The following is an 11,863-nucleotide window of genomic DNA, read 5'->3' on the forward strand; positions in this document are numbered from 1 at the left end:
GAGGGCGCACATCACTCTTTCGAGTGCCAAAACGCCGTGTTCCTGCGCGGGTTCGGCAAGCCGGGCAGGCGTCAGATCCAGGTGTCGAGCCACATCCGGTGCCGCCAGGCGTCCATGGGGATGACCTGACCGGTGTAGAGGGGCCAGAAGTAGACGAAATTCCACACGATGAGGAGGACGAGCACCCCTCCCGCGACGACACCGGTCACGCGCCGCCGCTCGGTGACGCCGGGCGGTCCGGCGAGCGCGCCGAGGACCATGGCGACCGCGAGGCACAGGAACGGGACGAACACCACCGCGTAGAAGGAGAAGATGGTGCGTTCCTGGTAGTGGAACCAGGGCAGGTATCCGGCCGCGAGTCCGCAGAGGATCGCGCCGGCCCGCCAGTCCCGGCGCAGCAGCCACCGGTAGAGGACGTAGAGGACCGCCAGGCAGGCGGCCCACCACAGCAGCGGGGTACCGAGCGCGAGCACTTCGCGTGCGCATCCGCCGACGGCGGTGCAGCCGGCTTCGCCCTGCTCGGGGGATTCGTAGAAGTAGGAGACCGGGCGGCCCTGGACGAGCCAGCTCCACGGGTTGGAGTCGTAGGTGTGGCCGTCGGTGAGGTTGACGTGGAACTCGTAGACCTGCGTCTCGTAGTGCCACAGGCTGCGCAGTGCGTCCGGCACCAGGCCCCACCCCTGCCCGGCCCCTTCCTTCGTGGCCCAGTCCCGGTGGTAGCCGCCGTCGGTGGCGAACCAGCCGGTCCAGGAGGCCAGGTAGGTGGCGAGGGCGACCGGGACCGTGGAGAGGAACGCGGGCAGCGCGTCCTTGCGGAGCATCGAGCTGAACGGGCGCCCCGCGCCCGCGAGTCGGCGGGAGCCGCTGTCCCACAGCACGGTGAGCAGGCCGAACGCCGCCAGCACCACCAGTCCGTTCCACTTGGTGGCGCAGGCCAGTCCGAGGCAGACCCCGGCCGCGATGCGCCACGGGCGCGCGCCGAGGCCGAGGCGTTCGGCGATCTTGGCGTCCGCCCTGACGTCGCCGGGGCGTCCGGGGTCGTCGGGCAGTGCGGCCTTCAGCCGGGCCCGTGCGGCGTCACGGTCGACGAGCAGGCAGCCGAAGGCCGCGAGCACCCAGAACATGACGACGAGGTCGAGCAGCGCGGTCCGGCTCATCACGAAGTGGAGTCCGTCGACCGCCATCAGCGCACCGGCGGCGCAGCCGAGCAGGGTGGAGCGGAACAGGCGGCGGCCGATGCGGCAGAGCATCAGCACGGAGAGGGTGCCGAGCAGCGCCGTCATGAAGCGCCAGCCGAAGGGGTCCAGGCCCCACAGGCCTTCACCCAGCGCGATGATCCACTTCCCGGCGGGCGGGTGCACGACGTAGCTGTGGTCGGCCGAGAGGGCGGCGTCCCCCGCACCGGAGAGGATCTTCTCGTTGGCCCCGTCGCCCCAGGTGCCCTCGTAACCGAACCGGAGCAGCGACCAGGCGTCCTTGGCGTAGTACGTCTCGTCGAATATCACCGCGTGCGGTGAGCCGAGGTGCCGGAACCGCAGCAGTCCGGCGACCAGGGCGACAAGCAGGGGGCCGCCCCAGGCCGACCAGCGGGCGAGCCGCTTCGCCGCTCCCGCCGGGAGGCCGAGGAGCGCCGCGGGCCGGAGGGAGGGGCTGGGGTACGGCGGCACGAGGCGTTCGGCCAGGCCCGGGGGCTGCTGCCCGTCTTCCCGGGAGGAGCGGCGCGGCCGGGCGCCCCTCCCGCCCGGGTGCGGGGGACGGGCCTGCTCACGCTGTACCTCGGCGGCGGTTCCACTCGTCGTCACGCGGACATCGTAGGGAACGCGCCGGCCGGGGCTGCCCCCGCGCGGCGGCCCGGGCCGCCCGGTGCCCGCGAAGGGGCGGGCGGCGGCCGGGAGCCGCCTGCGAGGATGGCCGGTGTGACGACCAGCGAGACTCCCGGACCCGCCCCGACGACCGCTGCCTCCCGGGCTCCCGACCCGTCCGAGGCGCCCGATGCCGCCGCCGGCACGCTGGTCCTGGCCGGGACGCCCATCGGCGACGCGGCGGACGCCCCACCGCGCCTCGCCGCCGAGCTGGAGGCCGCGGATGTGGTGGCGGCGGAGGACACGCGCCGGCTCCGCAGGCTGACGCAGGCGCTTGCGGTGCGGCCGGGCGGGCGGATCGTCTCGTACTTCGAGGGGAACGAGTCGGCGCGGACGCCGGAGCTGGTGGAGGCGCTGACGGGCGGTGCCCGGGTGCTGGTGGTGACGGACGCGGGCATGCCGTCGGTGTCGGATCCGGGTTACCGGCTCGTGGCGGCGGCCGTGGAGCGCGGGGTGCGGGTCACGGCGGTGCCGGGGCCGTCGGCGGTACTCACGGCACTGGCGGTGTCGGGCCTGCCGGTGGACCGGTTCTGCTTCGAGGGGTTCCTGCCCCGGAAGCGCGGTGAGCGGCTGACGCGGCTGCGGGAGGCGGAGCGCGAGCCGCGGACCCTGGTGTATTTCGAGGCGCCGCACCGGCTGGCGGACTCGCTGGAGGCCATGGCCGAGGTGTTCGGCGCGCAGCGGCGGGCGGCGGTGTGCCGGGAGCTGACGAAGACGTACGAGGAGGTACGCCGCGGACCGCTGGCGGAGCTGGCGGCGTGGGCGGCCGAGGGTGTGCGGGGTGAGATCACGGTGGTGGTCGGGGGCGCGCCGACATCGGAGCCCGGGGAGCTGGACCCGGCGGAGCTGGCGCGGCGCGTGGCCGTGCGGGAGGAAGCGGGGGAGCACCGGAAGACGGCGATCGCGTCGGTGGCGCAGGCGGCCGGGGTGCCGAAGCGGCAGGTGTTCGATGCGGTGGTGGCGGCGAAGAACGCGGGCCGGTGACGGGCTGCGGCTGCGGCGCCGGTACGGCGCCGCAGCGGCGCGGACCCCTGGACCGGGTAAAAACGTTAACCTGAAAAGCAAAACATTCTTTGGCAAAGCGGCGACTTCCGTCGCCTCCTGCCCAAATCCGGATCAATTGTCTTCCAGGCTTCGCACAAGGCAGCTGCGTTTCCCCCGGCTACGGAGTCCACTGGACGTCGTGGGCGTTCCGCCCGGGTAGACCGGGAAGAAAGGAGCTTCGATGACGGAGAGCGGCGGCACTTCCGAGACAGCGGGCGCGGGGAACCGCACGAGCGAGGCGTACAGCTTCGCCTGCATGAACTGCGGCTACGGCTGGGAACAGACCTACGAGATCGAGCACTACGCGGGGTCCGACGGCCAGGAGCACGTCACCTACTGGGCCGACGGGCGCCGCGTGCCCTCTCCTCTCACGCACCCGACGTGCCCCAACTGCGAGGGCCACAAGCTGCGGATCATGCGGTCAGGCAGGGTCGCGACCGCCGTGGACGCGTGGCACCACCACTGACCCACCGACGCGGCCACGGCCCGCCCGGCGGGGCCGGTGCAGGGGCGCACTATCATCGCGACCATGCCTGATCGCGCGCAGCCCGCGCCTCCGCTGCCCGAGCCGCTCCGCGTGCCGGTGGCCGATGCGCACACCCACCTGGACATGCAGGACGGCACCGTCGAGGAGGCGCTGGAGAAGGCCGCCTCCGTCGGCGTGACGACCGTGGTGCAGATCGGCTGCGACGTGGAGCGGGCCCGCTGGGCCGCCGAGACGGCCGCCGCGCACGGCACCGTGCACGCCGCGGTCGCGCTCCACCCCAACGAGGCGCCGCGGCTCGCGGAGGAGGGCGGCGCGGCAGCCCTGGACGCGGCCCTGGCGGAGATCGAGAAGCTCGCGGCGCTCCCGCAGGTGCTGGCCGTCGGCGAGACCGGGCTGGACTACTTCCGCACCGGGGAGGCGGGGATCGCGGAACAGCAGCGCTCGTTCCGTGAGCACGTCGCGATGGCCAAGCGGCTGGACAAGGCCCTGGTCATCCACGACCGCGAGGCGCACGAGGACGTGATCCGCATCCTCCGCGAGGAGGGCGCCCCCGAACGCACGGTCTTCCACTGCTTCTCCGGCGACGCGGACATGGCCCGGATCTGCGCCGAGCACGGCTGGTTCCTGTCCTTCGCGGGCAACGTGACGTTCAAGAACGCGCAGCAGCTGCGGGACGCGCTCGCCGTGGCGCCGCCGGAGCTGGTGCTGGTGGAGACCGACGCGCCGTTCCTCACACCGACGCCCTACCGCGGCCGCCCCAACGCGCCCTACCTGATCCCGGTCACGCTCCGCGCGATGGCGCAGGTCACGGGCCTGACCGAGGAAGAGATGGCCGAGCACGTCGCGGCCAACACGGCGCGTGCCTTCGGCTACGAGCACCGCCCGTAGACTGCTGCGGTGAATCCCGCCTCCGACCCTCTGCTCTCCCCCGCCGACGTGCGCGAGCTCGCCGGCGCGCTGGGGGTGCGCCCGACCAAGCAGCGCGGGCAGAACTTCGTCATCGACGCCAACACGGTGCGCCGCATCGTGCGGACCGCGCAGGTGCGCGAGGACGACGTGGTGGTGGAGATCGGCCCCGGGCTCGGGTCCCTGACCCTCGGCCTGCTGGAGGCCGCGGACCGCGTGACGGCCGTGGAGATCGACGACGCACTGGCCGCGGCCCTGCCCGCGACGGTGGCGGCCCGTCTCCCCGAACGCGCGGACCGGTTCGCGCTGGTCCACGCCGACGCGCTGCGCGTCACGGAGCTTCCCGGCCCGCCGCCGACCGCACTGGTCGCCAACCTCCCCTACAACGTGGCCGTCCCGGTACTGCTCCACATGCTGGCGCAGTTCCCCGGGATCGAGCGGGTGCTGGTGATGGTGCAGTCCGAGGTCGCGGACCGGCTGGCGGCCGAACCGGGCTCGAAGGTGTACGGCGTACCGTCGGTGAAGGCGTCCTGGTACTGCGAGGTCCGGCGCGCCGGCGCCATCGGCCGGAACGTCTTCTGGCCGGCGCCGAACGTGGACTCCGGACTGGTCGCGCTGGTGCGCCGCCCGCACCCGCCGCGGACCGCGGCCTCCCGCGAGGAGGTGTTCGCCGTCGTCGACGCGGCGTTCGCACAGCGCCGCAAGACGCTGCGTGCCGCACTGTCCGGCTGGGCCGGTTCCGGCGCCGCGGCGGAGGCCGCGCTGACGGCCGCGGGGGTGTCCCCGCGGGCCCGCGGGGAATCGCTGACCGTCGAGGAGTTCGCGGCGATCGCCGAACACCGGCCGCCGCAGGAGCAGCAGCAGAAGGGGGACCGCGCGTGAGGTCCGGTATCGCCGTCCGTGTGCCGGCCAAGGTCAACGTGCAGCTGGCCGTGGGACCGCCGCGTGCCGACGGTTTCCACGACCTGGCCAACGTGTTCCTCGCCGTCGACCTGTACGACGAGGTGCGCGCCGAGGACGCCGAACGGCTGCACCTGACCTGCGCGGGCCCGGACGCGGCGGCGGTACCGCTGGACGACTCCAACCTGGCGGTCCGCGCGGCCGAGGCCCTGGCGTCGCACCACGGCAGGCCGCTGCCCGGCGTGCGGCTGCACATCGACAAGGACATCCCGGTGGCGGGCGGCATGGCCGGCGGCAGCGCCGACGCCGCGGGCGCACTGCTCGCCTGCGACACCCTGTGGGGCCTGGCCACGCCGCGCGACGAACTGCTCGCGCTCGGCGCCTCATTGGGCTCGGACGTGCCGTTCGGTCTGGTGGGCGGTGCGGCTCTGGGCCGCGGCCGGGGCGAGTTGCTGACGCCGCTGGAGGTCGGCGGCACCTTCCACTGGGTGTTCGCCGTCGCCGACGGCGGCCTGTCGACGCCCGCGGTGTACCGCGAGTGCGACCGGCTGCGCGGCGAGGAGGCCGTACCGGAACCGGAACCGTCCGAGGAACTGCTGGGCGCGCTGCGCAAGGGCGACCCGCACGCCCTGGCGGGGGCGTTGAGCAACGACCTGCAGGCGGCGGCGGTGTCGCTGCGCCCGGCACTGACCGGCACGCTCGCCGCGGGCGAGGCCGCCGGGGCGCTGGCCGGACTGGTCTCGGGCTCCGGCCCGACCTGCGCCTTCCTGACCGCCGACGCCGCATCCGCCGCGCGGGTCGCCGAGGAACTCCGGGCCTCCGGCACCTGCCGCACGGCGCGTACGGCCGCCTCGCCCGCACCCGGCGCCGCGCTGCGGTGAACGGCTGCCGGACGCGGCCGGACTCGGGCCGCGTCAGAGCGCCTTGAGTTCCTCCGTCACCTCCGCCACGGACGTCTTGGCGTCGCCGAACAGCATCGAGGTCTGCTCGGCGTAGAACAGCGGGTTGTCGATCCCGGCGAAACCGCTGCTCATCGACCGCTTGAGCACGATCACGTTGCGGGAGGCGTCGACGTTGAGGATCGGCATGCCGTGGATCGGGCTGGAGGGGTCGGTGCGCGCCGCGGGGTTGGTGACGTCGTTCGCCCCGATCACCAGGGTGACGTCGGTACGGGCGAACTCGTCGTTGATCTCGTCCATCTCCTTGAGCGCGTCGTAGGGCACGTCGGCCTCGGCGAGCAGCACGTTCATGTGCCCCGGCATGCGCCCGGCGACGGGGTGGATGGCGAACTTGACCTCCACACCGCGGGCCTCCAGCAGCGCGGCCATGTCCTTGACGGCGTGCTGCGCCTGCGCGACGGCCATGCCGTAGCCGGGCACCACCACGACCTGCGCGGCGTACGCCATCTGGATCGCGGCGTCGGCGGCGGTGGTGGACTTCACCGTCCGGTCCCCGCCGTCCCCGCCGACGGCGGCCGTTCCGCCACCGAAACCGCCGGCGACGATGGCCGGTATGGTCCGGTTCATGGCGACGGCCATCTGGTGCGTCAGAATGGAACCGGAAGCGCCGACGATCATGCCGGCGACGATCATGGCGGTGTTGTCGAGTGCGAGTCCGGCCGCCGCGGCCGACAGCCCGGTGAGCGCGTTGAGCAGCGAGATCACCACGGGCATGTCGGCGCCGCCGATCGGCAGCACCACCATCACGCCGAGGACCGCCGCGAGCAGCAGCACCAGCACGACCCACAGGTGGGCGGCACCGCCGAGCCCTGCGACGACGGCGCACCCCACGGCGGCCGCGAACAGCAGCAGGTTGACGCCCTGCTGCGCGCGGCCCAGACCCAGCGGGCGTCCGGGAAGGATCTCCTGGAGCTTCCCGTAGGCGATCAGCGAGCCCCAGAACGACACCGAGCCGACGAGGGCGGCGAACAGCGAGGCGACGACCACGTGCCCGGCGGTGCCCGTGAAGCCGTCGGAGGTGCGGAACTCCGACCAGGCGATGAGGGCGACGGCGCCACCGCCGACGCCGTTGAACAGCGCCACCATCTGCGGCATGGCGGTCATCCGCACCGTGCGGGCGGAGGGGATGCCGAGGACGGTGCCGAGCACCAGGCCGGCGGCGATGAGGAGGGCGTTGTGCTCCACCGTCAGCAGGGTCGCGGCGACGGCGATCACCATGCCGAGCGCGGCGGTCTTGTTGCCGCGCACCGCGGTCGTCGGCCCGGTCAGGCCGGACAGTCCGTGGATGAACAGGCCGAAGGCGAGGATGTAGAGGACCGACTGCAGGGTGTCCATCAGCGCTCTCCCTTCTCCTGCGCGGAGCCGGGTTTCGCGGGGGAGGACTTGAACATGCCCAGCATCCGGTCGGTGACGAGGAACCCGCCGACGACGTTGATGGTGCCGAAGGCGATGGCGACGACGAGGACGACCGCGTCGAGCACCGACGGGTTCTCCAGCTCACCGAGCACGATCAGACCGCCCAGCAGCACGATCCCGTGGATCGCGTTGGTGCCCGACATCAGCGGCGTGTGCAGGGTGTTGGGAACCTTCGAGATGACCGCGAAGCCGACGAACCCGGCCAGGACCAGGATCGCGATGTTCGCCAGCAGACTTCCCGACTCCATCAGGACTCCTCCCTCGTGACGCAGGACTTGGCCAGCACCTCGTCGGACCAGTCGGGGGCGAACCGGCCGTGTTCGTCGAGCATCGGCTCCAGCAGGGCCGCGATGTTGCGGGCGTACAGCTCGGAGGCGTGCTCCGGCATGGCGGCGGGCAGATTCAGCGGCGCGGCGACGGTGACGTCGTGGCGGACGACGATCCGGCCCGGCTCGGCCAGCTCGCAGTTTCCGCCGGTCTCCCCGGCGAGGTCGACGACGACGCTTCCCGGCCGCATGCCCTGCACCGCCCGCGCGGTGACGAGCCGCGGCGCCTTCCGCCCGGGCACCAGCGCGGTGGTGATCACCACGTCGAAGCCGGTGATGGCCTCCTCGAGGCGCCGGAGCTGCTCCGCCCTCTCGTCCTCCGTCAACTGGCGGGCGTACCCGCCCTCTCCGGCGGCGTCGATACCGAGATCCAGCCACGTCGCGCCCAGCGACCGCACCTGGTCGGCGACTTCGGGCCGCACGTCGTAGCCGGTGGTGCGGGCCCCGAGGCGTTTGGCGGTGGCCAGTGCCTGCAGACCGGCGACGCCCGCGCCGAGCACCAGCGCCGTCGCGGGCTTCACGGTGCCGGCGGCGGTGGTGAGCATGGGGAAGAAGCGGGTGGAGTGGTCGGCGGCGAGCAGCACCGCCTTGTATCCGGCGACGTTGGCCTGCGAGGACAGCGCGTCCATGGACTGCGCGCGGGAGATCCGGGGCACGGACTCCATCGCGAAACCGGTGACGCCCGCGTCCCGCAGTCCGTCGACGGTCTCCGGCGACGTCAGGGGCGCGAGGAACCCGACGAGCACGGCGCCGGAACGCAGCTTCCCGATCTCCTCCGGGGACGGCGGCGCCACCTTCACCACCACGTCGCAGGTCCACGGGTCGCCGAGGCCGGCTCCGGCCGCGGTGTACTCCTCGTCGGGGATCAGCGCTCCCGAACCGGCCCCGGGCTCGACGACGACCTCGACGCCCGTCCGCCGGAGCTTCTCGACCACCTTCGGCACGAGCGCGACCCGGCGCTCGCCCTCCGCGCTCTCGCGGGGCACGCCCACCGTGACCGGCTCCGGTGGTCGTTCGTCCTCAACGCTCATGGTGCAGTCCCTCCGATCCCACCGCGGACACCTCCGGTCGCGAACGGGCGGTCGCCCGGCACACAGCTGACCCATGCTGGCGCGAAAGTGGCGCGAGAGGTAGGGGGCGACGCGCGGGAAGGCCCCGAACGGGCCGGGGAATCGACGCGTTCCGGCCGGTTTCAGGCCTCGTCGGACAGCGCTCTGCGCAGGCCGCGGTTGCCGGAGAGGAGACCGCCGTCCACCGGAAGGGTGACGCCGGTGATCCAGGCGGCGTCCCGGGAGGCGAGGAACGCGACGGCCGCGGCGATGTCGTCGGGGCGGCCCACCCGGCCCAGCGGGTACTCGCCCGCCGCGCGTTCCAGGGCGTCCTCGCGGCCCTCCCAGACGTCGGTGGCGACCGTGCCAGGGGCGACCAGGTTGACCCGCACCCCGCGTGCGGCGGCCTCACCGGCCAGGGTGCGGGTGAGCGAGCCGAGTCCGGCCTTGGCGGCGCTGTAGGCGTGGGCTCCGAAGTCGGCGAGCCCGTTGACGGAGCCGATGCTCACGATCGCGCCGCGGCCGTCCGCGGCGGCGAGGTGGGGCAGCGCGGCCCGCGCGCAGCGGAAGGCGCCGTGGAGCGTGACGTCGAGGTCGCGCAGCCAGTGCTCGTCGGTCTGGTCCTCGAAGGACGCGGCGTCCGGGTGGCAGGAGTGGGCGTTGTTCACGAGGACGTCGAGCCGCCCGAAGCGCTCGACGGTGCGGGCGACGGCCGCCTCGACGGAGGCGCCGTCCGCCACGTCGCAGGGGAAGGACTCCGCCTCGGCGACGTCCGCGGCGGCCCGGCGGACGCGTGCGGCGTCCGCGTCGGTCATCATCACCCGGGCGCCCTCGCTCGCGAGCCGCCGCGAAACCGCTGCACCGATGCCCCGCCCCGCTCCCGTCACCAGCGCCGCGGTTCCCTCGAATCGTCGCATCGCCCGAGGTTAGCGCTGCGACCGGAAAAGTTCACCGGCTCACGACGCCCGGTCACAGCTCTGGACGAGAACATGACGGTATGACGAGCATCACGAACTGGTCGGTCGACGCCGTCCCCTCCACCCACCCCGACGCCCGGGCTCTGCTGCCCGGCTACGTCGAGGATCTGTCCCGCCGCTACTACGGACGGCCGGTGACGGAACGGGAACTGGAGGAGGCACTCGCCGCACACCTCCGCGAGGAACTCACCCCGCCCGACGGCGCGGTGCTGCTCGCCCGGGACCAGGACGGCCGGGCCCGGGGCAGCACCGGGGTGCGGCTGCTCGCTCCGGGTGTCGCCGAACTCAAGCGGGTGTACGTGACCGAGGAAGGCCGCGGCCGGGGATGCGGCGGGCGGCTGCTCGCCGCGGCGGAGGACTGGGCTCGGGAGCACGGGGCCTCCCTGCTGCGTCTGGACACCCGCTCCGACCTGGTGGAGGCCAGGGCGCTGTACGCGCGTCACGGCTTCGCCGAGGTGGAGCCGTACAACGACAACCCGTACGCGCAGCACTGGTACGAGAAGCGCCTCGGCAACCGATGAGGGGCCACGGCGCACCGCCGGGGCGGTGCCTCCGCTACCCGCGGCAGGCCTTGACCGCCCGCAGCAGCGCCTGGGCACGCGGGTCGGAGGTCACCGAACGCCGCGTGCCGCGGGTGACGTACGCGAAGGAGGTGGCGGTCTCCGGGTCGGCCAGGGCCAGCGATCCGCCGCGGCCCGGATGGCCGAACGATCCGGCGCCGAGCATGGGCGAGGCCGGGCTGTGCAGCATGAAGCCGAGGCCGAACCGGGTGTCGACGACGAGCACCCGGTCGGGGCCGTGCGACTCCTGCGACCGGGCCTGGGTGAGCGTCGCCGGCGTGAAGAGGCTGCGCGCCGCGGGCAGTCCGTCCTCGTTCCCGGTGGGTGCCTCCTCCGCCTCGACGCCGCCGATCAGCGCCGCGTACAGGCGGGACAGCGACCGGGCCGTCGCGATGCCGCCGGAGGCGGGGAGTTCCGCCGCCCGGTAGGCGGCGGCGTTCTCGTCGGGCAGCGGGTCGATGACCCGGAAGGCACGCCGGGTGAGGGAGTCCGGATCGCGGTAGGCGTCGGCGACCTTCGGCTTCGGCCGCACCGCCGGTCCTGCCGACGGCGGAGGGGGCGGCGGGTCGACGGGCTTCAGCCGCGCCACGCGGTGCTCCTGGCCCTCCGGCAGCCCCATCCACAGGTCCAGTCCGAGCGGGCGGGCGACCTCGTCCGCGAACCAGCGCCCGATGCTGCGTCCCGTCAGGCGCTGCACCAGTTCGGCGAGCAGCCAGCTGTAGGTGTGGGCGTGGTAGCCGTGCGCGGCCCCCGGCTGCCACTGGGGTGCCTGCGCGGCGAGGGCCGCCGCTCCGCTGGTGCCGTCGACGGCTTCGGCGGGGCTGAGGGGCCGGTCGAGCACCGGGAGTCCCGCGCGGTGCGACAGCAGGTGCCGCACGAGCACGCCCTCCTTGCCGTGCGCCTTGAACTCGGGCCAGTAGGTGCCCACGGGCGCGTCGAGGTCGAGGCGCCCGCGCTGGTGCAGGAGGTGCGGCACGACCGCGGCGACGCCCTTGGTGACGGAGCGGACGACGGCGGCGGTGTCCGCCTCCCAGGGCGGGGCGGTGTCCGCGTCGGCACCGTCCGGCGCGTCCTCGCGAGTGCCGCCCCACAGGTCGACGACCTTGCGCCCGGCCACGTGCACGGCGACGGCCGAGCCCGGATCGCCGCGCTCGGCGAGGTTCGCCGCGAACGCCTCCCGCACGGGCTCGTACCCGTCCGCCACCGTGCCCCGGACGTCCACCACGGCCTCTCCCGCTCCCGTCAGTCAGTCGTACGGCGGCGCCCCTCGGTGCGCGCCGCCGGTCTCCATGGTGCACGGCGACACGCGCGCTGCGCTCCGCAGGACCCCTCACGCACCGCTTTGTCGGTAATGTCCGCGCAGAGTGCTGGCACCAC

General features: G+C 73.7%; 12 protein-coding genes. 6 read left to right on the forward strand and 6 right to left on the reverse strand.

What is annotated here, in order from left to right:
• Positions 1–71: 71 nt before the first annotated feature.
• Positions 72–1,802, reverse strand: coding sequence for a dolichyl-phosphate-mannose--protein mannosyltransferase (locus ACL06G_RS03285; RefSeq protein ID WP_412785379.1), 1,731 nt, complete (start codon positions 1,800–1,802; stop codon positions 72–74).
• Positions 1,803–2,009: 207 nt separating this feature from the next.
• On the opposite strand from ACL06G_RS03285, the gene rsmI reads away from it, so the two are divergent.
• From rsmI to ACL06G_RS03310, 5 genes are all read left to right on the forward strand, one after another.
• Positions 2,010–2,846: a 16S rRNA (cytidine(1402)-2'-O)-methyltransferase gene (gene rsmI, locus ACL06G_RS03290; RefSeq protein WP_412785474.1), complete on the forward strand. Its 837-nt coding sequence runs from the start codon at positions 2,010–2,012 to the stop codon at positions 2,844–2,846.
• Between the two features lie 241 nt (positions 2,847–3,087).
• Positions 3,088–3,372, forward strand: a complete 285-nt coding sequence (locus ACL06G_RS03295) for a hypothetical protein (protein ID WP_412785380.1) — start codon at positions 3,088–3,090, stop codon at positions 3,370–3,372.
• Positions 3,373–3,435: 63 nt separating this feature from the next.
• Positions 3,436–4,281, forward strand: coding sequence for a TatD family hydrolase (locus ACL06G_RS03300; protein ID WP_412785381.1), 846 nt, complete (start codon positions 3,436–3,438; stop codon positions 4,279–4,281).
• Between the two features lie 9 nt (positions 4,282–4,290).
• Complete coding sequence (gene rsmA, locus ACL06G_RS03305) at positions 4,291–5,181, forward strand: 16S rRNA (adenine(1518)-N(6)/adenine(1519)-N(6))-dimethyltransferase RsmA (protein WP_412835368.1); 891 nt, start codon at positions 4,291–4,293, stop codon at positions 5,179–5,181.
• On the forward strand, positions 5,178–6,080 hold the full coding sequence (locus ACL06G_RS03310; protein ID WP_412785383.1) for a 4-(cytidine 5'-diphospho)-2-C-methyl-D-erythritol kinase: 903 nt from the start codon (positions 5,178–5,180) through the stop codon (positions 6,078–6,080). The genes rsmA and ACL06G_RS03310 overlap by 4 nt, the downstream gene beginning before the upstream one ends.
• Positions 6,081–6,113: 33 nt before the next feature.
• Here the strand turns inward: ACL06G_RS03310 and ACL06G_RS03315 are convergent, their stop codons facing one another.
• From ACL06G_RS03315 to ACL06G_RS03330, 4 genes are all read right to left on the reverse strand, one after another.
• Positions 6,114–7,493, reverse strand: coding sequence for an NAD(P)(+) transhydrogenase (Re/Si-specific) subunit beta (locus tag ACL06G_RS03315; RefSeq protein ID WP_412785384.1), 1,380 nt, complete (start codon positions 7,491–7,493; stop codon positions 6,114–6,116).
• Complete coding sequence (locus ACL06G_RS03320; protein WP_412785385.1) at positions 7,493–7,822, reverse strand: NAD(P) transhydrogenase subunit alpha part 2; 330 nt, start codon at positions 7,820–7,822, stop codon at positions 7,493–7,495. The genes ACL06G_RS03315 and ACL06G_RS03320 overlap by 1 nt, the downstream gene beginning before the upstream one ends.
• Entirely contained in the window at positions 7,822–8,931 is a 1,110-nt protein-coding gene (locus tag ACL06G_RS03325) for a Re/Si-specific NAD(P)(+) transhydrogenase subunit alpha (protein ID WP_412835369.1), read from the reverse strand. Before ACL06G_RS03325 ends, ACL06G_RS03320 begins: the two co-directional genes overlap by 1 nt.
• A gap of 161 nt (positions 8,932–9,092) precedes the next feature.
• Positions 9,093–9,866 carry an SDR family NAD(P)-dependent oxidoreductase gene (locus ACL06G_RS03330; RefSeq protein ID WP_412785387.1) on the reverse strand — a complete coding sequence of 258 codons (774 nt, stop codon included), beginning with the start codon at positions 9,864–9,866 and terminating at the stop codon, positions 9,093–9,095.
• 80 nt (positions 9,867–9,946) lie between these two features.
• Here ACL06G_RS03330 and ACL06G_RS03335 point away from each other — a divergent pair, with 80 nt between their 5' ends.
• Positions 9,947–10,447, forward strand: a complete 501-nt coding sequence (locus ACL06G_RS03335; protein ID WP_412785388.1) for a GNAT family N-acetyltransferase — start codon at positions 9,947–9,949, stop codon at positions 10,445–10,447.
• 34 nt (positions 10,448–10,481) lie between these two features.
• Here ACL06G_RS03335 and ACL06G_RS03340 read toward each other — a convergent pair whose 3' ends face one another.
• A complete protein-coding gene (locus ACL06G_RS03340; protein WP_412785389.1) occupies positions 10,482–11,711 on the reverse strand; it encodes a serine hydrolase domain-containing protein in 1,230 nt (409 codons plus the stop codon).
• Positions 11,712–11,863: the final 152 nt, after the last annotated feature.

The sequence above is a fragment of the Streptomyces callyspongiae genome (genome assembly GCF_047200695.1).
In the GTDB taxonomy this organism is placed as follows: domain Bacteria; phylum Actinomycetota; class Actinomycetes; order Streptomycetales; family Streptomycetaceae; genus Streptomyces.